Raw genomic sequence first — 19,422 nt, forward strand, 5'->3', positions numbered from 1 at the left:
GGCGTCGTTCGAGCCGTTCGGGCCGGTCGGGCTCCGTTCGCTCGGGCCGGTCGGGCGTCGTCCGGACGTCGGTCGAACCGTTCGGGCCGGTCGGGCGTCGTTCGAGCCGTTCGGGCCGGTCGGGCTCCGTTCGCTCGGGCCGGTCGGGCGTCGTCCGGACGTCGGTCGAACCGTTCGGGCCGGTCGGGCATCGGTCATCGACCTGCCCCGGTCACCGCTTTTCGGGCGGCGTGCCGAAGTCCTTCGAGAAGTCCAGCTCCTCGTTGCGCTGGGTCAGCGAGTACCAGTTGCCGTTGTCGTCGCGGAAGATCGCCTCGATCCCGTACGGGCGCTCCTGCGGCTCCTGGAGGAACTCCACCCCCCTCGCCCTGAACGTCTCGTAGTCCCCCCGGCAGTCGTCGGTGCGGAACGCCCCGGCGCCCAGAACGCCCTTGCTGACCAGCGTCTTGAGGGCGGTCGCGGACTCCTCGTCCATGGCCGGGCCGTCCGGGCTCATCAGCGCGAGCTCGACGTCGGGCTGCTCCTCGGCGCCGACGGTGATCCAGCGCATCGACCCCATGGAGAGGTCACTGCGCACCTCGAAGCCCAGCTTCTCGGTGAAGAACCTTTTGGTGCGCTCCTGGTCGAGCGTCCAGACGGTGGTGATGCCCAGTCCCTTGATCATGCGTCCACCGTAGGCGGGCGTCCTCGCGTCAGGCTTCTCCGGAATTGCGCTGCTCCACGGGACCGTGCGCATCCGCCGGCCCGCGCTGCTCCCGGCCCGGGAACCCGCCCGCGTACAACAGGGCGAAGCAGCCGGGTATGAGTGCGGCCCCGCGGCCGACGTGCCGGGCGCGGTACTCGCTGGGGCTCAGCCCGCTCCGGCGCTTGAAGCGGGTGGAGAAGGTGCCGAGGCTGCTGAAGCCGACCAGGGCGCAGATCTCGGTGACGGTCAGGTCGGCGGTGCGCAGCATCTCCTGGGCCCGCTCGATGCGGCGGCGCGACAGATACTGCCCTGGGGTCTCGCCGTAGGCCGCCTTGAAGGCGCGGACGAAGTGGAACCGCGAATAGCCGGCATGGGCGGCCACCGCGTCCAGGTCGAGCGGCTCGGCCCAGTCGCGGTCCATCGCGTCCTTGGCGAGGCGCAGCCGGCGGAGCAGGGCCAGCCGCGCACCCGTGGGCGTGTTGGTCTCCACGGACGAAAGCCTCGCACGGCGCACTGACAACGGCCCCGCCGTCTCCCTGGGCCACAGCCGACGTCCGTACGGCGACGGCCCCGTCGTCCACAGGGACGGCGGGGCCGCGGGGCCGATCGGCAGGCGAGGTCAGACGGTCTCGGCGACCTTCACGGCGCCGTCGGTGTCACCGGCCTCCTTCTTCGGAAGACCGGTCCCGCGCAGCGCCACCTCCTTCACGAAGAAGGCGAGGACGAAGCCGAGGACGGCGACGACCGAGCCGACCAGGAAGGCCGAGTGGGTGCCGGAGGCGACCGCGTGCTGGTAGGCCTCGCGGAGCGCGGCCGGCAGCTTGGCGAGGCTCGCGGCGTCGAGCTGCGCCGAGCGGGCGGTCGCGGCGCCGCCTCCGCTGGCGGCCATCTCGCTCTGGACCTGGTGGTTGAACAGCGCGCCCATGATCGCGACGCCGAAGGAGGAGCCGAGGGTCCGGAAGAGGGTGGTCGACGAGGAGGCGACGCCCATGTCCTTCATGTCCACGCTGTTCTGCGCGACGAGCATCGTGATCTGCATCAGGAAGCCCATGCCGGCACCGAGCAGCGCCATGTAGACGCCCGAGACGAACCGCGTGGTGTCGGTGTCCATGGTGGAGAGCAGGTACAGGCCGACGACCATGAACGCGCCGCCGATGATCGGGAAGATCTTGTACTTGCCGCTGGTGGTGGTGACGCGGCCGGCGATCATCGAGACCACCATCATCGACATCAGCATCGGCAGGAGCAGCAGGCCGGAGTTGGTCGCCGAGGCGCCCTGCACGGACTGCTGGAACAGCGGCAGGAAGAGCACCGCGCCGAACATCACGAAGCCGGTGAGGAAGCCGATCACGGACATCAGGGTGAAGTTGCGGCTGCGGAAGATGTGCAGCGGCATGATCGGGTCGCTCGCCCGCGTCTCGACGAAGAGGAAGGCCGCGAGGGCCGCGACGCCGCCGATCGCGAGGCCGACGATGGTGGCCGAGCCCCAGGCGTACTCGCTGCCGCCCCAGGTGGTGACGAGGACGATCGCGGTGATGCCGACCGTCAGCAGGGCGGCGCCCCCGAAGTCGATCCGGGTGCCGGCGGCCCGCTGCTTGCGCGGCAGGTGCAGCACGGTGGCGAGCATCGCGAGGGCGACGGCGCCGAGCGGCAGGTTGATGTAGAAGGACCAGCGCCAGCCCCAGTGGTCGGTGATGGTGCCGCCGACCAGCGGTCCGCCGATCATGGCGAGCGCCATGATGCCGGCCATCATGCCCTGGTACTTGCCGCGGTCCCGGGGCGGGATCAGGTCGCCGATGATCGCCATGACGCCGACCATCAGACCGCCGGCGCCGAGGCCCTGCACGGCACGGAAGCCGATGAGCTGACCCATGTCCTGGGCCATGCCGCTGAGCGCCGAGCCGATCAGGAAGATCACGATGGACGTCAGGAAGACGCTCTTCCGGCCGAACATGTCGCCGAGCTTGCCCCAGATCGGGGTGGAGGCGGCGGTGGCCAGGGTGTAGGCGGTGACGACCCAGGAGAGGTGCTCCAGGCCGCCGAGCTCGCCGACGATCGTCGGCATCGCGGTGCCGATGATCATGTTGTCCAGCATCGCGAGCAGCATCGCGATCATGAGGGCGAGGAGGACGACGCGGACGCTGCGCGGCTGGTCGACCGTCTCCTCTGCTGCTGTGGTGTCTTTTGCGGTCGTCGCCATGTTGTCCCCGTCACTTCCTTACTTGCCGCCCGGCTAGTTACTACACTGGGGAAAGTAGACCGGTAACTAGCCGGGCGTCAAGTAAGTTTGGTGGAAGCGAGCGACCATGGCCCAGGCCCGAGGCAACACCCGTCAGCGCATCCAGGACGTTGCCCTCGAACTCTTCGCGGAGCAGGGGTACGAGACGACCTCCCTGCGCGAGATCGCCGAACGCCTCGACGTCACCAAAGCCGCGCTCTACTACCACTTCAAGACGAAGGAAGACATCCTCGTCAGCATCTTCGAGGACCTCACCCGGCCCATGGACGAGCTGATCGAGTGGGCCGGCGAGCAGCCGGCCACCCTGGAGACCCGGCAGGAGATCCTCCGCCGCTACCAGCAGGCGCTGCTCGCCGCGTCCCCGCTCTTCCGCTTCATGCAGGAGAACCAGGCCGCCGTCGGCAAGCTGAGCATCGGCCTCACCTTCAAGCAGCGCATGATCGCGCTGACGGGCCTGCTCCAGGACCCCGGTTTCGCCATGACGGACAAGGTCCGCTCGGTCAGCGCGATCTTCACGCTGCACGCCGGCGCCTTCTTCATGCACCACGTCGAGGGCGACCCCGAGGAGAAGCAGGAAGCCGTCCTCGAGGTCGCCCTCGATCTGATCGGTCAGGCCCACCGGGGCCACTAGGTCCCGGTCGGACATCGGTCGAGCCCACCGGGGCCGCCGGACCGAGTGGGTCAGATGTGCACGCCGTGCGACGCCAGGAAGGTGACCGGGTTCAGGGCGGAGCCGTAGTTCGGGGTGGTGCGGATCTCGAAGTGAAGGTGCGGGCCGGAGGAGTTGCCGGTGTTGCCCGACAGGGCGATCTGCTGGCCGACGGAGACCTTCTGGCCGATGTTGACCTTGATCTTCGAGAGGTGGGCGTACTGGGAGTACTTGCCGTTGGCGTGCTTGATCACGATGGCGTTGCCGTACGCGGGGCCGTCACCGCCGCCGTACGGGCCGGCCTTCACGACGGTGCCGGAGGCGGCCGCCTTGACCGGGGTGCCGACCGGGACGGCGAAGTCCTGGCCGGAGTGCTTGTGGGCCCACATGGCACCACCCTGGTTGAAGCTGGCGCTCAGGGCGTAGGCGCTGACGGGCTTGACCCAGGACGCGGCCTTCTTGGCGGCGACGGGCTTGGCCTTCGCCTTGGCGGCGGCGGCCTTCACCTGCGCGGCCTTGGCCTGGGCGGCGGCCTGCGAGGCGACCTGGGCCTGGACGGTGGCCTGGTGGGCCAGGGCGGCGGCCGCGGTCTTCGTGTTCGCGACGGCGGCCGTGCCCTCGGCGGCGAACGCGGAGCCGGCACCGGCCACCAGCGACGCTCCCAGACCCGCGGCGGCGAGGGCGACGGCGGTGGTACGGATGCTGGGCTTCATGACGCGCTTCGACATACGGGGGAGAACCTCCGGACAGAACGGGACCCGGCGCCAGATCGGTGAACGCCGGGCTTGCTCATCCTTGGTAACCCGGACCCCCATCCCGGCCAAAACACCCCATCTACGACATCACGTCGTAGCGATCTCCGGGGATGTTCGACTCTTGACGACCCTCACGGGTTCCTGCGAAATCGGACAAAGCAACCCGCATCGACCTGTTTAATCCCATGTCGCGAGCCCGCCGGAGCGCCCGAAAGGCAGGCCCTCACCCCCTTCGCCCCCATCCGGGACCGAAGTCCCGAAGGTTCAGTCCCAAACGTCCCGATCCGGACCGAATCCCACCACTATTCCGGCTAGTACCCTCCGAAACCCCTGTGCGCCTTGTCACCACGGCGCCCCCGTCATTGCGACCTGGGTCACGCGTCCGGGCCGTGGGAAGGGCTTCCCGCACTACGCTGACGCCTTCGGGGACACACGCGGGGACAGCGGGGGGACACCTATGGATCCGGCACTCATCGGCGCCCGCCTCGCGGGCAGCGCGATCACACCTCTTCTGAAGAAACTCCTGGTCAGCGAGGGGCCGGGGGCGGGGCTCACCGGCTCGGCCCGCCGCGTCCGCCTCTCCGGCCTCGTCTCCTTCCGCGGCGAGAGGCGCACCCTGACGGAGAAGGACGTCCGCCGCCTCGCCGGCACGCTCGTCGAGCGGGCGGCCACGGGCCCGGGCGAGCCCCCCTTCCCCACGGACGAGACCGAGGCCGTCACGGACGCCCTGGCGGCCACCCTCCTCGCCCTCGGCGACCTCGACATGGACGACGTCCAGGCCGTGGCGCTCGGCCACCAGGCCCTGGCCCGCCGCCTGCGCGCCTGCGCCCCGCCCCCGGACGGCCTGGCCACGCCGTCCGTCCTCTTCCTGGACACGGTCACGCAAGCGGCCTGCCGCCACATCCTGGAGTTCTTCACCCAGCGCTCCACCTTCGTGGCCCGCACGCTCGTCGAGCAGGCCCGCGGCCAGGCCGACCTGCACGCGAAGGCCGACACCCTCCTCTCCCGCGTCCCCCACCCGGACGTCCGGGACGCCGACTTCGAGCGCCGCTACCTCGCCCACCTGGCCAGGAGGCACGGCCGCCTCACCATCTACGGCCTCGACCTGCGCCATTCGCCGGACGAGTGGCCGCTGGACGCGGCGTATCTGTCGCTGGAGGCGACGGGAGCGGACGGCGGCGTGGGGACGCTCGACGAGGACGGGTACCTCCTCGCCCGGCAGCGGGACACCGTACGCGCCGACCTCGCGCTCGCCCGGCACGACCGGATCCTCCTGCGGGGCCTGGCCGGCTCCGGCAAGACGACCCTGGTGCAGTGGCTGACCCTCGCGGCGGCGGCCCACGGGCGCACCGAAGGCATGGACTACCTCCACGGCCGCATCCCCTTCGTCCTCCCCCTGCGCACCCTCACCCGGCACGGTGAGCGGCTCCCGGCCGCCGCGGACTTCCTCTCCGCCGCCGGCTGCCCCCTCACCGCACCGGAGGGCTGGGCCGACCGGGTCCTGGCCGCCGGACGCGGTCTGGTGCTCGTCGACGGCATCGACGAGATCCCCGAGGCCGAGCGCGGCCGGGCCCGCAGGTGGCTGCGCGACCTGCTCGCCGCCTACGGCGACGGCAACCGCTGGCTGGTGACCTCGCGCCCCACGGCCGTGGGCGACGACTGGCTGGCCTCCGACGGCTTCACCGAGCTCACCCTCTCCGCCATGTCCGGCGCCGAGGTCGCCACCTTCGTACGGCGCTGGCACCGGGCCGCGGGACCGGACGCCGCGCCCTACGAGTCACCGCTGCTCGACGCCCTGCGCACCACCGAGGGCGTCGCCCGGCTCGCCACGAACCCCCTGATGTGCGGTCTCATCTGCGCCCTCCACCGCGACCGGCGGGGCTTTCTGCCCCGGGGCCGGATGGCGCTCTACGAAGCGGCCCTGTCGATGCTGCTCAGCCGCCGCGACCGGGAGCGGGACATGGGCACCCCGTCGGGGATCGCGCTGAGCGAGGCACCGCAGATCCAGCTGGTCCAGCGGCTCGCCTACTGGCTCACGCTCAACGGGCGCACCCAGATGGACCGCACCCACGCCGAATCGGTTGTCCGGTCGGCCGTCCCCGCCGTCCAGGAGGCCTCGGCACACGACCCCGCCGCGGTCTTCACCCACCTCCTGCAGCGCAGCGGCCTCCTCCGCGAGCCGACCGCGGACGCCGTCGACTTCGTCCACCGCACCTTCCAGGACTATCTGGCCGCCAAGGCCCTGGTCGAGCAGTGGGACATCGGCGTCCTCGCCGCGCATGCCTCCGACGACCAGTGGGAGGACGTCATCCGCATGGCGGTCGGCCACGCCCGCCCCCGGGAGTGCGCCGACATCCTGGGCGAACTGCTCACCGTCGCCGACGCCGCCGAGGACCGCGAGACGCAACTGCGCGTCCTGGTCCTCGCGGCGACCGCCCTCGAGGACGCCACGGAGGTCTCCCCCGGCGTGCGCCAGGAGATCCTGACCCGCACCGCCGCGGCGATCCCGCCCCGCTCGATCGACGAGGCGCGTCTGCTGGCGAAGGTCGGTCCGGCGGTCCTGCGGCTGCTCGGCGGGCCGGAGGAACTGGACGACGTGGACGCGTACCACTCGGTGATCACGGCCTGCCACATCCGAGGCGACGCCGCCCTCCCCTATCTGGCGCGCTTCGCCGGGCATCCGGCCCTGCGGGTCCGGTCCCAGCTGAGCTACGCCTGGTCCAATTTCGAGGCCCGCACGTACGCGGAGGAGGTCGTCTCGCGGCTCGATCCGAGCGGGCTCCGCTACTACGTCGCGAGCCCCGAGCACGTCGACGAGCTGATCCGGCTGGGGCTGGGTCGTTCCCGGCTCGAAGTCGACGCGAAGCTCCCGGCGGACGCCCTCGCCCGGCTCCTCCACACGTGCGACCCCTGGTCCCTCACCCTTCGGCGCGACGGACAGCGGCCCGACCTGTCGGCCCTGCGGCACGCGACGCGCGTGCGGGCGCTCACCCTGCGGCTGCGCTACGACGCCGTCTGGTCCACGGACGACCTGCCCGAGCGGGCCCCTCTCGGCCACCTCGACCTGCCGGACACCTTGCCGGCCGACGGACTCGCGGGACTGGCCCGGCTCACGACCCTGTCGTCGCTGAACCTGTGGGACGTGCAGCCGGCCGACTTCTCCCCCGACGCCTGGCGCGCGCTCGCCGGCCTCCCGGCCCTGCGCACCCTCGCCGTCGCGGAGGACCATCTCCCGTCGTTCCCCCGGGACGTCGTCCTGGAAGGGGTGCGGACGCTGCGGCTGGAGTGCGTCGGCGAACCGGAGCTCGGGCGGCTGGAACGGAGCTGTCCCTCTCTGGAGCGGCTCGAAGTCGTCGGCGAAACGGGCGGGACCGAGGTCGTCACCGCCTGACGGCGCCCGGCCTCGGGCAGACGGAAAAGGGGCGGCCCCGGAACCCTCGGGTTCCGGGGCCGCCCCTTTCGACAGCTCAGCCGCTCAGCGCGGCGTCACGCGTCCTTGGACAGGTTCGGGCCCGCCCCGCCCGCCGCCTCCACCGGAGGGACGTCCGGCAGAGCCGACTTCTCCTCGCCGCGGAAGGTGAACGTGCGGTTCTCGCCCTCGCCCTCGGTGTCCACGACCACGATGTGGCCGGGGCGCAGCTCGCCGAAGAGGATCTTCTCGGAGAGGGTGTCCTCGACCTCGCGCTGGATCGTCCGGCGCAGCGGCCGGGCGCCCATGACCGGGTCGTAGCCCTTCTTCGCGAGGAGCTCCTTCGCGGACTGGGAGAGCTCGATGCCCATGTCCCGGTCCTTCAGGCGCTCGTCGACGCGGCTGATCATGAGGTCGACGATCTGGAGGATGTCGTCCTGGGTCAGCTGCGGGAAGACGATGATGTCGTCCACACGGTTGAGGAACTCCGGGCGGAAGTGCTGCTTCAGCTCGTCGCTGACCTTCGCCTTCATCCGCTCGTAGTTGGACTTCGTGTCGCCCTGGGCCGCGAAGCCGAGGTTGAAGCCCTTCGAGATGTCCCTGGTCCCGAGGTTGGTCGTCATGATGATGACCGTGTTCTTGAAGTCCACGACCCGGCCCTGGGAGTCGGTCAGGCGACCGTCCTCCAGGATCTGGAGAAGGGAATTGAAGATATCGGGGTGGGCCTTCTCGACCTCGTCGAAGAGGACCACGGAGAACGGCTTGCGGCGCACCTTCTCGGTGAGCTGACCGCCCTCTTCGTAGCCGACGTATCCGGGCGGAGAACCGAACAGACGCGAGACGGTGTGCTTCTCGCTGAACTCCGACATGTCGAGGGAGATCATCGCGTCCTCGTCGCCGAAGAGGAATTCGGCGAGCGCCTTGGACAGCTCCGTCTTACCGACACCGGACGGGCCGGCGAAGATGAACGAACCGCCGGGGCGCTTCGGGTCCTTCAGGCCGGCTCGCGTACGCCGGATGGCGCGCGAGAGGCCGATGACGGCGTCCTTCTGACCGATGACGCGCTTGTGGAGCTCGTCCTCCATGCGGAGCAGACGCGAGGACTCCTCCTCGGTCAGCTTGAAGACCGGGATGCCGGTGGCGGTCGCGAGGACCTCGGCGATCAGCTCGCCGTCGACCTCGGCGACGACGTCCATGTCGCCGGCCTTCCACTCCTTCTCCCGCTTGGTCTTCGCGGCGAGGAGCTGCTTCTCCTTGTCGCGCAGGGAGGCGGCCTTCTCGAAGTCCTGCGAGTCGATCGCGGACTCCTTGTCCCGGCGGACGGCGGCGATCTTCTCGTCGAACTCGCGGAGGTCCGGCGGCGCGGTCATCCGGCGGATGCGCATCCGGGAGCCGGCCTCGTCGATCAGGTCGATCGCCTTGTCCGGGAGGAAGCGGTCCGAGATGTAGCGGTCGGCCAGGGTCGCGGCCTGGACGAGGGCCTCGTCCGTGATGGAGACCCGGTGGTGGGCCTCGTACCGGTCGCGCAGACCCTTGAGGATCTCGATCGTGTGCGGCAGCGACGGCTCGGCGACCTGGATGGGCTGGAAGCGGCGCTCCAGCGCGGCGTCCTTCTCCAGGTACTTCCGGTACTCGTCGAGCGTGGTGGCACCGATGGTCTGGAGCTCACCGCGGGCCAGCATCGGCTTGAGGATGCTCGCGGCGTCGATCGCGCCCTCGGCGGCGCCCGCACCCACCAGGGTGTGGAGCTCGTCGATGAACAGGATGATGTCGCCGCGGGTGCGGATCTCCTTGAGGACCTTCTTCAGGCGCTCCTCGAAGTCACCGCGGTAGCGGGAGCCGGCGACCAGCGCGCCGAGGTCCAGGGTGTAGAGGTGCTTGTCCTTGAGGGTTTCGGGCACCTCGCCCTTGACGATGGCCTGGGCCAGGCCCTCGACGACCGCCGTCTTGCCGACGCCGGGCTCGCCGATGAGGACCGGGTTGTTCTTCGTGCGGCGGGACAGCACCTGCATGACCCGCTCGATCTCCTTCTCGCGCCCGATGACCGGGTCGAGCTTGGACTCGCGGGCCGCCTGGGTGAGGTTGCGGCCGAACTGGTCGAGGACCAGGGACGTCGAGGGGGTGCCCTCGGCAGGACCGCCGGCGGTGGCGGCTTCCTTGCCCTGGTAGCCGGAGAGCAGCTGGATGACCTGCTGCCGCACCCGGTTGAGATCGGCGCCCAGCTTCACGAGGACCTGGGCGGCGACGCCCTCGCCCTCGCGGATCAGGCCGAGCAGGATGTGCTCGGTGCCGATGTAGTTGTGGCCGAGCTGGAGGGCCTCCCGGAGCGACAGCTCCAGGACCTTCTTGGCACGAGGGGTGAAGGGGATGTGCCCGGACGGGGCCTGCTGGCCCTGACCGATGATCTCCTCCACCTGCTGGCGGACCGCCTCGAGCGAAATCCCGAGGCTCTCCAGGGCCTTAGCGGCGACACCCTCACCCTCGTGGATAAGGCCCAGGAGGATGTGCTCGGTGCCGATGTAGTTGTGGTTGAGCATCCGGGCTTCTTCCTGAGCCAGGACGACAACCCGCCGCGCGCGGTCGGTGAACCTCTCGAACATCGTTAATCGCTCCTCAGAGCGGTCAGTCAGTTAGGGGTCGATCCCCTCCCTGTCCTTCCGCAGCTTAGTCCCGCAAGCGGGGACCGCTCATTCCAACTGCCGACATCCGTCCGGATCACCCCCTTACTTCTTGGGGAGACCTGCTGCCGAACAGCCGACAAATGCTCCAACTCGATGGTGCGAGACGATGTTCCCGCAGGCCAAGCTGTTACCCGCACCTCCAGTACGCCGATGGCGAACGTGAGACGCTTCTGCCCGCGAGACGCCCCTCCTCACATGGAATGTCTTACCCGTAAGCACCGACACTCCATGCGGCACACCCCGGTTCCCTCCGCTACGGGCGAACAACCTTGCGCGCTCGAATGCACCCGTACGCCCCCATCATGGACACGGAACGCTCCGGACCGAGGACTCTGCGTCACCGGGCGCGTAACCCGTGGGCCCCCGACGGCGTTCCCCCGGTATGGCCTTCACCGTCCCCCTCCCCCGCTCGCCGCTCGACTGCGGCGGGGCGGTGGCGCGGTGGTACGAGCACGAGCTCGGCTGGGCGACCGCGGCCGGGCCCCCGGTGCAGCTGGTGACGGGCCTGCGCTTCGACGTTCTGGAGCTGCCCGCGGCGGCCGGCCGGGGCGTGCTGCGCCGGATGGGCACCGCCGTCGGTCCGGTGGCCCTCATGGGGCGGCGGATGCGGCTGCTCGTGGCCGCGGGGAGCGCGGAGGAGCTGCCCGGACTCCTGGACTGGCTGGAGTGGGGCGGGATCTCACTGGATCTGGGGATGCTGGGCACCGACGGCCGGATGACCGCCCCCGTACCCCCTGGCTGGAGACCGACCGGTCGGAGCGGTTCCGGTGCGCCGGGCGCCGCGGTGTGGCTGAGGGCCCCGGAGCCGGGACGCGAGGTCGAGTCCTCGCTGCCGGCCCTGCGGCCCTCGCCGCGGGGGCGTGCCGCGGCCGAGGGGGCCGCCCCCTGTCTGGCGCGGCTGGTGTCCGTCGCCGCCGCCGAGTGCCATCGGGCACGGCTGCTGAGTGCTGCCCGTGGCCGCCGGCCGGAGCCGGAGGCGGGGACGGGCGCTCAGCAGCTGACCGGTCAGCGGTTCGCGTCCTCGTAAGCCTGCTTGATGTCCGCGGGAACGCGGCCACGGTCGTTCACGTTGTAGCCGTTCTCCTTGGCCCACGCGCGGATCTTCGCGGTGTCCGGGCTGCCACCGGCAGCGGCGACGCGACCCTTGCCGCGGGCACCGGCGCTGCGCCCACCGGTACGACGACCACTCTTGGTGTACGGCTCGAGCAGGTCACGGAGCTTGTCCGCATTGGCGGTGGTGAGGTCGATCTCGTAAGACTTGCCGTCGAGCGCGAATGTCACGGTCTCGTCCGCCTCGCCACCGTCGAGGTCGTCGACAAGAAGGACCTGAACCTTCTGTGCCACCGGATTTCCTTTCATCGAAAATGCAGTACGCGGAAAGGAAACCGCTTTTCCCGGAAAAACACAAACCCCTGGCAGAGGTTCAGAACCTCGGCAACGCGGGAAACGTGCGCGATTCGGACATAGGCACTCCGATCCATGCCCATCCGTGCTCCGGTCACAGGTGCAGAAGCATCCGGCTGTTGCCCAAGGTGTTCGGCTTCACTCGTTCGAGACCCAGGAACTCCGCGACACCCTCGTCATAGGAACGCAGGAGCTCGCTGTAGACATCTCCGTCGACCGGAGTCTCGCCGATCTCGACGAAGCCGTGCTTCGCGAAGAAGTCGACTTCGAAGGTGAGGCAGAAAACCTTGCGCACGCCGAGCCAGCGGGCGGTGTGCAGCAACTTGTCGAGCACCTGATGTCCCACTCCGGCGCCCTTGAACTCCGGATCGACCGCGAGAGTGCGCACTTCGGCGAGGTCTTCCCACATCACGTGCAGGGCGCCGCAGCCGACCACCGTGGCGTCGGCGTCACGCTCGGCGACCCAGAACTCCTGGATGCTCTCGTAAAGGGTGACCGTCGCCTTGTCGAGGAGGATGCCGCGGCGCACGAAGGGGTCGACGAGACGGCGCAGCGCGGCGACATCGGAGGTGCGGGCCCGGCGCACGGTGACGGCATTGGCGGAAGGGGATGACATGGGGGGACGTTATCGCCCGGGACCTGCGGGACCCTCGCCGCCCTCGGCGGATTCGGCGGGTCCCGCGGGGCTCGTGGGGCCGGCTTCCGGGGTGTCCCGCTGAACGACACGGACGGCGTCGTTCAGTGCCTCGCGCTGTTCGGGCGACATCATGCCGAAGAAGGCGACGAGGGCCGCGGCGGGGTTGTCGCTCTGCGCCCAGGCCTCGTTCATGAGCGCGGCCGAGTAGGCGGCCCGGGTGGAGACCGCCGTATATCGATAGGCGCGGCCTTCGACTTCCCGGCGGACCCAGCCCTTCTGATGGAGATTGTCCAATACGGTCATGACGGTGGTGTAGGCGATGGACCGTTCCTGCTGGAGATCCTCCAGGACTTCCCGGACGGTCACCGGACGGTTCCATTGCCAGACGCGGGTCATCACCGCGTCTTCCAGCTCTCCCAATTGACGGGGCACAGCGCCACCTTAGTGCGCGTTCACCCCACATGGGCCTTTTCCTGGAGAAAACGCCCCTGAAGGCAGCAAAAAGGACGTACGGCCTCGGTGCGTGGTCGTACGTCCTCGGGGCTTGCGGGCCCGTTACGGGGCGGTGGTGCCGTTCTGCTGGCGGGCGGACTCGGCGCGCGCCAGGGCGGCGTCTACGACCGCGTCCTCCTTGGCCTTGTTCGGTCCGCCCTGGCTCTTCACGATCACCACGACGAGGGCGATGAAGAACGCGGCCATCACGATGGGGGGCACGAGCGCGGATACGTAGTCCATGCCGTCCAGAGTAGCTATCCGGCCGCACGTTCCTCGGGCGGGGGCGGTGGAACGGGGCGCCGGCGTGGCGGGAACACCTCGGACGGCTTGGGCACCGGGCGCTCGCCGGGCGCGGGCGCCTTGGGGGCGGGCTTCGCGGGCCCCGCGGGCTTGGGCCCGTCGTCCGCGGCGCGCCCGCCGGGCAGGGCGAGCAGCCGGGTGCGCGGGGCGGGCGCCGTGCGGACCGGGGCCGTGCGGGCCTGGGCCTGGGCGACGCGGGCGAGCCGGGCGCGGACGGATCGCTCCGCCAGGACCTGGCAGCGGGCCAGGAGCGCGGCGGCCGTGGGATGGGAGCGCAGGGCGCGCAGGGCCGCGAGATCGTCGGCCCCGGGGTCGTACCCGGCGGCCAGCGCGTCCCGGAGGAGCGCCAGATAGCCGGTCAGGGAGCCGGGGAGGGCCTGGCGGTAGCGGGCCAGGTCGGCGAGGAGGAAGGCGCGCTCCCGGCCCGCCTCGCGTACCGCCTCGTCCACGGAGTCGGCCAGCTGCAGGCAGTCCTGGACGTCGTCGTCCTGAAGGGGGGCAGGGTTGAGTGCGGTGGCGAGGGCGCGTCGGAGCACACGCAGCTCGTCCGCGCTGAACGCCATGCCGCCACGGGGTCCGTAGGGCGTGGGCATGGACCGACGATACGCGCTAATCGGACAAATCTGGCGCTTATCGATCTTCCCGGCGGGTCGGGGCCGGACGGCGTCGGCCCCGGTCCCGGCCCTACATGCGGGAGACGTTCCGCTCGTAGACCATGCGCAGGCCGATCAGGGTCAGCCACGGCTCGTGCGCGTCGATCTCCTTGGAGTCGGCGAGCACCATCGGCGCCAGGCCCCCCGTCGCGATCACCGTCACGTCCGACGGGTCCCCGTTGGCACCGACCAGCTCGCGCTTCATCCGCGCGACCACGCCGTCCACCTGTCCCGCGTAGCCGAAGACGATGCCGGACTGCATCGCCTCGACCGTGTTCTTGCCGATCACGCTGCGCGGGCGGGCCAGCTCGATCTTGCGGAGCATCGCGCCCTTCACGCCGAGCGCCTCGACCGAGATCTCGATGCCCGGGGCGATCGCACCGCCCGCGTACTCGCCGCGGGCGGTGATCGCGTCGTACGTCGTCGCCGTGCCGAAGTCGACGCAGATCGCCGGACCGCCGTAGAGCTCGACCGCCGCGACCGCGTTGATGATGCGGTCGGCGCCGACCTCCTTGGGGTTGTCCGTGAGGACCGGGACGCCCGTCTTGACGCCCGGCTCCACCAGGACCGCCGGGACGTCGCCGTAGTAGCGGCGGGTCACCTCGCGCAGCTCGTGGAGAACCGAGGGGACCGTCGCGCAGATCGCGATCCCTCCGATGCCGTTGCCCAGCTCGGCGCCGAGCAGCGGATGCATGCCCATCAGGCCCTGCAGCAGGACCGCCCACTCGTCGGCGGTGCGGCTCGGGTCGGTGGAGATCCGCCAGTGCTCGACGATCTCGTCGCCGTCGAAGAGCCCGAGTACCGTCTGCGTGTTGCCGACGTCGATCGTGAGCAGCATCAGGAGCGCACCTCGCGCAGGTCGAGCCCGATGTCGAGGATCGGGGACGAGTGGGTGAGGCCGCCCACCGCCAGGTAGTCCACACCCGTCGCCGCGTACGCCGCCGCGTTCTCCAGCGTCAGCCGGCCGGAGGACTCCAGGACCGCGCGTCCGGCGACCAGGGCGACCGCCTCCTCGGTCTCGATCGGCGTGAAGTTGTCCAGCAGGATCAGGTCGGCGCCCGCGTCCAAGACCTCGCGGACCTGGTGCATCGTGTCGACCTCGACCTCGATCGGCAGCTCCGGGAACAGCTCCCGCACGGCCTTGAAGGCCTCGGCCACGCCGCCGGCGGCGACCACGTGGTTGTCCTTCACCAGGGCCGCGTCCGACAGCGACATGCGGTGGTTGACGCCGCCGCCGCAGCGCACCGCGTACTTCTCCAGCGCGCGCAGGCCCGGGGTGGTCTTGCGGGTGTCGCGGACCTTCGCGTTCGTGCCCTCCAGGGCGTCCGCCCACTTGCGGGTGGCCGTCGCGATGCCCGAGAGGCGGCACAGGATGTTCAGGGCGCTGCGCTCGCCGGTGAGCAGGTCGCGGGTGCGGGCGGTGACGCTGAGCAGCTTGTCGCCGGCCTCGACCCGCTCGCCGTCCTCGACGTGTCGCTCGACCTCGAACTCGTCGGTGCAGACGATCGACAGGACCGCCTCGGCGACCCGCAGACCGGCCACCACACCGGCCTCGCGGGCGGTGAAGTCACCGGTCGCGACGGCGTCCTCGGGGACGGTCGCCACGGTCGTCACGTCCACGCCGCCGTCGAGGTCCTCGGCGATGGCCAGGTGCGCGATGTCCTCGACCTGGACCGGGTCGAGGCCGGCGTCGGCGAGCAGCTCGGCGAGCGCCGGGTCGAGCCCGCACTCGAACTCCTCGGCCTCACCGCAGCCGCAGCCGTCGCCGCAGCCGCCGGCGGACTCGGCCGGGGCGGCGTTGATCTGGATCAGGGGGACGTCCACGGGCTGCGGACGTGCTTCCTCGGGCGTGCTCACGACAGCGGCTCCAGGGGTGCGTCAGGGGTTACGGGCGGAAAGTCTGCTCCGGTGGTGCGCCGCACCACCAGGCGTCGGTCGGACGACAGGCGGACGACCAGATGGCGGCGCCAGGTCCCGTCGTCCTGGTCGGGGCGGTCCTCGCGCCAGTGGCAGCCGCGGGTCTCCTCGCGCGCGCGGGCGGCGGCCACCAGGACGCGGGCGACGCACAGCAGGTTGGCGGTCTCCCAGGCCTCGACGCCCGGCTCGGCCGCCTTGCGGTCCTCCTCGGCGTCGAGCCGCAGGCGCTCCAGGGCCTCGGCCGCGCCGGCCAGGCTCTCGGCGGAGCGCAGCACACCCGCGCCCTCGGTCATGATCCGCTGGATCTCCCGCCGGACCTCCGGGACGAGCAGCGAAAGCTCCCTGGGCCCGGCCGGGACGTCCGGCAGGCCTTCGCGGTGCGGGCCGTGCGCCGCGATGTCGGCGACGATCCGCTCGGCGAAGACCAGGCCCTCCAGGAGCGAGTTCGAGGCCAGCCGGTTGGCGCCGTGCACGCCGGTGCAGGCGACCTCGCCACACGCGTACAGGCCCGGCACGGTCGTCCGGCCGTGCAGGTCGGTGCGCACGCCGCCGGAGGCGTAGTGGGCGGCCGGGGCCACCGGGATCGGCTCGGTGACCGGATCGATGCCGTGCGCCCGGCAGGCGGCCAGGATCGTCGGGAAGCGCTGCTCCCACATCTCGGCGCCGAAGTGACGCGCGTCGAGGTACATGTGCTCGGCGCCGTGCTCCAGCATGCGGCGCGTGATCGCCTTGGCGACGATGTCGCGGGGCGCCAGCTCGGCCAGCTCGTGCTGTCCCAGCATGAAGCGGACCCCGTCGGCGTCGACCAGGTGGGCTCCCTCGCCCCGGACCGCCTCGGAGACCAGCGGCTGCTGGCCCTCGGAGTCGGCGCCCAGGAAGAGCACGGTCGGGTGGAACTGGACGAACTCGAGGTCGGAGACCTCCGCCCCGGCGCGCAGCGCGAGCGCGACGCCGTCACCGGTGGAGACGGCCGGGTTGGTGGTGGCCGAGAAGACCTGCCCCATGCCGCCGGTGGCCAGCACCACGGCGGGGGCGTGGACGGCGCCGACGCCGTCGTGCTGCCCCTCGCCCATCACGTGCAGGGTCACGCCCGCCGTGCGGCCCTCGGCGTCCTTGAGCAGGTCGAGCACGAGCGCGTGCTCGATGGTGCGCACGCCCCGCTCGCGTATCGCCTCGACGAGGGCCCGGGAGATCTCGGCGCCGGTCGCGTCGCCGCCGGCGTGCGCGATCCGGCGGCGGTGGTGGCCGCCCTCGCGGGTCAGCGCGATCGCGCCCTCGTCGGTCAGGTCGAAGGACGCGCCCGTCTCGATGAGCCGGCGCACCGCGTCCGGCCCCTCGGTGACGAGCGCGTGCACGGCCCGCTCGTCGCACAGGCCCGCCCCGGCGACGAGGGTGTCGTCGAGGTGCTGCTCGGGGGTGTCGCCCTCGCCCAGCGCCGCGGCGATGCCGCCCTGGGCCCAGCGGGTGGAACCGGCGTCGAGGAGTGCCTTGGTGACGACGACGGTGCGCAGCCCCTCGGCGGTGCAGCGCAGCGCCGCGGTCAGGCCCGCGACACCGGAGCCGACCACGACGACGTCGGCGTCGATGGACCAGCCGGGGGCGGGCGCGTGCAGCCGTATTCCGGTCACTTCGTGGCTCCGAAGGTCAGGGGGAGGTTGTCGATGAGCCGCGTGCTCCCCACCCGCGCGGCGACGGCGAGGATCGCCTCTCCGTCGTGGTCGTCCTCGACCTCGGTGAAGTCGGCCGGGTCGACCAGGGCCAGATAGTCCAGGGTGAGCGGCGTCCGCGCCTTCGCCGCGTCGTCGAGCACGGCGCGCGCGGCGGACCGCACGGCCCCGGCGCCCCCGCCCTCGGCCACCTGGGCGACCGCGTGGGCGTCCGCGGCCGCTCGCGCCTCGCCCAGCCGGGACAGCGCCTCGGCGCGGTCCTCGGAACGCCCCTGGGCGCCGGGCAGGGCGGCGGCCCGGGCGCGCAGCGCCTCCTGGGCGGCGAGCCGGTCACGGGCGGCGAACAGCGCGCGGGACAGCGCGAGGGCGGTCGTCCGCTCCTCCGCCGACAGGTAGCGGTTACGGCTGGACAGGGCCAGACCGTCGTCCTCGCGTACGGTCGGCACGCCGACGATCTCGACCGGGAAGTTCAGGTCGCGGACCATGCGGCGGATCAGGGCCAGCTGCTGGGCGTCCTTCTGGCCGAAGAAGGCCAGGTCGGGCGCGGTGAGGTGGAGGAGCTTGGCGACGACGGTGAGCACCCCGTCGAAGTGCCCGGGCCGGGACGCGCCCTCCAGACGCTCCCCCATGGGCCCCGCGGTGATCCGGACCTGCGGCTCGCCGCCGGGGTAGACCTCGTCGACGGCCGGGGCGAAGACGGCGTCGGCACCGGCCGCCCCGGCGATCCGCAGATCGGCGTCGAGGGTGCGCGGGTAGCGGTCGAGGTCCTCGCCCGCGCCGAACTGCAGCGGGTTGACGAAGACGGTGACGACGACGGTGCCGTCGGGACCGACCCGGTCGCGGGCGGCCCGCACCAGGGTGGCGTGGCCCTCGTGGAGGGCGCCCATGGTCATGACGACGGCGCGGCGCCCGGCACCCGGCAGGGCGCGGAGCTCGGCGGCCGTGCGAACCGGCGTGAGAGTCATCGGTGGTCGTCCCCCTCGGCGAGCACGCCCAGCAGATCCTCGGCCAGCTCGGGCTTGAGCAGACCGTGCGCGAGGGCCCGGTCGGCCGTCGCGCGGGCCATCGCGAGATAGCCGGCCACGGTGCCCGGCGCGTGCTTGTGCAGCTCGGCCACGTGGGCGGCGACCGTGCCCGCGTCGCCGCGCGCGACGGGCCCGGTGAGGGCGGAGTCGCCGGACCGCAGCGCGTTGTCCAGGGCGGCGCCCAGCAGCGGGCCGAGCATCCGGTCGGGCGCGGCGACGCCCGCGGCGCGGAGCAGCTCCATGGCCTGGGCGACCAGCGTGACCAGGTGGTTCGCACCGAGCGCGAGGGCCGCGTGATAGAGCGGGCGGTTCTCCTCGGCGATCCACTCGGGCTCGCCGCCCATCTCGATGACGAGCGCCTCGGCCGCGAGCCGCAGCTCCTCGGGGGCGGTGACCCCGAAGGAGCAGCCGGCGAGCCGCTGGACGTCCACGGAGGTGCCGGTGAAGGTCATGGCGGGGTGCAGGGCCAGCGGCAGGGCGCCGGCCCGGCGGGCCGGGTCGAGGACCTGGACCCCGTACCGCCCGGAGGTGTGCACGAGGAGCTGGCCGGGCCGTACGGCACCGGTCTCGGCGAGGCCCTCGACGAGGCCGGGCAGGGCGTCGTCGGGGACGGTGAGCAGGACCAGGTCGGCGAGGGCGAGCACGCCCGCGGGCTCCACGACCGGCACGTCCGGGAGCAGGGCCGCGGCGCGCCGCCGTGAGGCCTCGGAGACCGCCGAGACGGCGACCGGGCGGTGCCCTGCGAGCTGGAGGGCGGAGGCGAGGGCGGGGCCCACGCGGCCCGCGCCCACGACTCCGACGGTGAGCCGGGCGGGGCGGTCCTCGGCGCGGTCCGCCTGGGGGTGCCGGGGTTCTGGTGGTGCGTTCACTGTTCGGGTCGGCCTTCCGTTCCAGTCCTCGGGGGGT

At 71.7% G+C, this 19,422-nt stretch carries 18 protein-coding genes; 3 read left to right on the plus strand and 15 right to left on the minus strand.

The window, feature by feature from the left end:
* Window positions 1-211: 211 nt before the first annotated feature.
* The 3 genes from ACIRQF_RS13285 to ACIRQF_RS13295 form a co-directional block, all read right to left on the minus strand.
* On the minus strand, window positions 212-664 hold the full coding sequence (locus ACIRQF_RS13285; protein WP_404091872.1) for a VOC family protein: 453 nt from the start codon (window positions 662-664) through the stop codon (window positions 212-214).
* Window positions 665-692: 28 nt separating this feature from the next.
* On the minus strand, window positions 693-1,106 hold the full coding sequence (locus ACIRQF_RS13290; RefSeq protein ID WP_404092827.1) for a helix-turn-helix transcriptional regulator: 414 nt from the start codon (window positions 1,104-1,106) through the stop codon (window positions 693-695).
* Window positions 1,107-1,304: 198 nt separating this feature from the next.
* Window positions 1,305-2,885, minus strand: a complete 1,581-nt coding sequence (locus tag ACIRQF_RS13295; RefSeq protein ID WP_382477198.1) for an MDR family MFS transporter — start codon at window positions 2,883-2,885, stop codon at window positions 1,305-1,307.
* 106 nt (window positions 2,886-2,991) lie between these two features.
* Here ACIRQF_RS13295 and ACIRQF_RS13300 point away from each other — a divergent pair, with 106 nt between their 5' ends.
* The gene (locus ACIRQF_RS13300; protein ID WP_376626539.1) at window positions 2,992-3,555 is read left to right on the plus strand and encodes a TetR/AcrR family transcriptional regulator; all 564 of its coding nucleotides are present in this window, start codon (window positions 2,992-2,994) and stop codon (window positions 3,553-3,555) included.
* A gap of 50 nt (window positions 3,556-3,605) precedes the next feature.
* On the opposite strand, the gene ACIRQF_RS13305 is transcribed toward ACIRQF_RS13300, so the two are convergent.
* Window positions 3,606-4,301, minus strand: coding sequence for a M23 family metallopeptidase (locus ACIRQF_RS13305; protein WP_382477193.1), 696 nt, complete (start codon window positions 4,299-4,301; stop codon window positions 3,606-3,608).
* A 484-nt stretch (window positions 4,302-4,785) separates the two neighbouring features.
* Here ACIRQF_RS13305 and ACIRQF_RS13310 point away from each other — a divergent pair, with 484 nt between their 5' ends.
* Window positions 4,786-7,719, plus strand: coding sequence for an NACHT domain-containing protein (locus ACIRQF_RS13310; protein ID WP_404091877.1), 2,934 nt, complete (start codon window positions 4,786-4,788; stop codon window positions 7,717-7,719).
* Between the two features lie 95 nt (window positions 7,720-7,814).
* Here ACIRQF_RS13310 and ACIRQF_RS13315 read toward each other — a convergent pair whose 3' ends face one another.
* Complete coding sequence (locus ACIRQF_RS13315; RefSeq protein ID WP_376626545.1) at window positions 7,815-10,337, minus strand: ATP-dependent Clp protease ATP-binding subunit; 2,523 nt, start codon at window positions 10,335-10,337, stop codon at window positions 7,815-7,817.
* 463 nt (window positions 10,338-10,800) lie between these two features.
* Between ACIRQF_RS13315 and ACIRQF_RS13320 the strand changes: the two genes are divergently transcribed.
* A complete protein-coding gene (locus ACIRQF_RS13320) occupies window positions 10,801-11,445 on the plus strand; it encodes an SCO3374 family protein (protein ID WP_404091880.1) in 645 nt (214 codons plus the stop codon).
* On the opposite strand, the gene ACIRQF_RS13325 is transcribed toward ACIRQF_RS13320, so the two are convergent.
* From ACIRQF_RS13325 to ACIRQF_RS13370, 10 genes are all read right to left on the minus strand, one after another.
* The gene (locus ACIRQF_RS13325; RefSeq protein WP_365345887.1) at window positions 11,424-11,762 is read right to left on the minus strand and encodes an Lsr2 family protein; all 339 of its coding nucleotides are present in this window, start codon (window positions 11,760-11,762) and stop codon (window positions 11,424-11,426) included. The two genes, ACIRQF_RS13320 and ACIRQF_RS13325, sit on opposite strands and share 22 nt — an antisense overlap.
* Window positions 11,763-11,916: 154 nt before the next feature.
* On the minus strand, window positions 11,917-12,438 hold the full coding sequence (locus tag ACIRQF_RS13330; RefSeq protein ID WP_376626549.1) for an amino-acid N-acetyltransferase: 522 nt from the start codon (window positions 12,436-12,438) through the stop codon (window positions 11,917-11,919).
* Window positions 12,439-12,447: 9 nt separating this feature from the next.
* Complete coding sequence (locus ACIRQF_RS13335) at window positions 12,448-12,891, minus strand: BlaI/MecI/CopY family transcriptional regulator (protein WP_376626551.1); 444 nt, start codon at window positions 12,889-12,891, stop codon at window positions 12,448-12,450.
* Window positions 12,892-13,014: 123 nt separating this feature from the next.
* On the minus strand, window positions 13,015-13,194 hold the full coding sequence (locus ACIRQF_RS13340; protein WP_376626553.1) for a hypothetical protein: 180 nt from the start codon (window positions 13,192-13,194) through the stop codon (window positions 13,015-13,017).
* Window positions 13,195-13,208: 14 nt separating this feature from the next.
* Window positions 13,209-13,817, minus strand: coding sequence for a hypothetical protein (locus ACIRQF_RS13345; RefSeq protein ID WP_382477251.1), 609 nt, complete (start codon window positions 13,815-13,817; stop codon window positions 13,209-13,211).
* 121 nt (window positions 13,818-13,938) lie between these two features.
* Window positions 13,939-14,745 carry a type III pantothenate kinase gene (locus ACIRQF_RS13350; protein WP_376626555.1) on the minus strand — a complete coding sequence of 269 codons (807 nt, stop codon included), beginning with the start codon at window positions 14,743-14,745 and terminating at the stop codon, window positions 13,939-13,941.
* Entirely contained in the window at window positions 14,745-15,764 is a 1,020-nt protein-coding gene (gene nadC / locus ACIRQF_RS13355) for a carboxylating nicotinate-nucleotide diphosphorylase (protein ID WP_376626557.1), read from the minus strand. Before nadC ends, ACIRQF_RS13350 begins: the two co-directional genes overlap by 1 nt.
* Window positions 15,761-17,452, minus strand: a complete 1,692-nt coding sequence (locus ACIRQF_RS13360) for an L-aspartate oxidase (protein WP_404091886.1) — start codon at window positions 17,450-17,452, stop codon at window positions 15,761-15,763. Before ACIRQF_RS13360 ends, nadC begins: the two co-directional genes overlap by 4 nt.
* A complete protein-coding gene (panC, locus tag ACIRQF_RS13365; RefSeq protein ID WP_376626561.1) occupies window positions 17,449-18,456 on the minus strand; it encodes a pantoate--beta-alanine ligase in 1,008 nt (335 codons plus the stop codon). Before panC ends, ACIRQF_RS13360 begins: the two co-directional genes overlap by 4 nt.
* Window positions 18,453-19,385, minus strand: coding sequence for a Rossmann-like and DUF2520 domain-containing protein (locus ACIRQF_RS13370; protein ID WP_382477187.1), 933 nt, complete (start codon window positions 19,383-19,385; stop codon window positions 18,453-18,455). The genes panC and ACIRQF_RS13370 overlap by 4 nt, the downstream gene beginning before the upstream one ends.
* Between the last annotated feature and the right edge of the window lie 37 nt (window positions 19,386-19,422).

The sequence above is a fragment of the Streptomyces sp. NPDC101191 genome, assembly GCF_044767915.1.
In the GTDB taxonomy this organism is placed as follows: domain Bacteria; phylum Actinomycetota; class Actinomycetes; order Streptomycetales; family Streptomycetaceae; genus Streptomyces.

Excerpts from the sequence above, each read along its gene's own strand:
- ACIRQF_RS13285 (WP_404091872.1), bottom strand. The coding sequence starts at position 664 with ATGATCAAGGGACTGGGCATCACCACCGTCTGGACGCTCGACCAGGAG.
- ACIRQF_RS13290 (WP_404092827.1), bottom strand. The coding sequence starts at position 1,106 with ATGGACCGCGACTGGGCCGAGCCGCTCGACCTGGACGCGGTGGCCGCC.
- ACIRQF_RS13295 (WP_382477198.1), bottom strand. The coding sequence starts at position 2,885 with ATGGCGACGACCGCAAAAGACACCACAGCAGCAGAGGAGACGGTCGAC.
- ACIRQF_RS13300 (WP_376626539.1), top strand. The coding sequence starts at position 2,992 with ATGGCCCAGGCCCGAGGCAACACCCGTCAGCGCATCCAGGACGTTGCC.
- ACIRQF_RS13305 (WP_382477193.1), bottom strand. The coding sequence starts at position 4,301 with ATGTCGAAGCGCGTCATGAAGCCCAGCATCCGTACCACCGCCGTCGCC.
- ACIRQF_RS13310 (WP_404091877.1), top strand. The coding sequence starts at position 4,786 with ATGGATCCGGCACTCATCGGCGCCCGCCTCGCGGGCAGCGCGATCACA.
- ACIRQF_RS13315 (WP_376626545.1), bottom strand. The coding sequence starts at position 10,337 with ATGTTCGAGAGGTTCACCGACCGCGCGCGGCGGGTTGTCGTCCTGGCT.
- ACIRQF_RS13320 (WP_404091880.1), top strand. The coding sequence starts at position 10,801 with ATGGCCTTCACCGTCCCCCTCCCCCGCTCGCCGCTCGACTGCGGCGGG.
- ACIRQF_RS13330 (WP_376626549.1), bottom strand. The coding sequence starts at position 12,438 with ATGTCATCCCCTTCCGCCAATGCCGTCACCGTGCGCCGGGCCCGCACC.
- ACIRQF_RS13340 (WP_376626553.1), bottom strand. The coding sequence starts at position 13,194 with ATGGACTACGTATCCGCGCTCGTGCCCCCCATCGTGATGGCCGCGTTC.
- ACIRQF_RS13345 (WP_382477251.1), bottom strand. The coding sequence starts at position 13,817 with ATGGCGTTCAGCGCGGACGAGCTGCGTGTGCTCCGACGCGCCCTCGCC.
- ACIRQF_RS13350 (WP_376626555.1), bottom strand. The coding sequence starts at position 14,745 with ATGCTGCTCACGATCGACGTCGGCAACACGCAGACGGTACTCGGGCTC.
- panC (WP_376626561.1), bottom strand. The coding sequence starts at position 18,456 with ATGACTCTCACGCCGGTTCGCACGGCCGCCGAGCTCCGCGCCCTGCCG.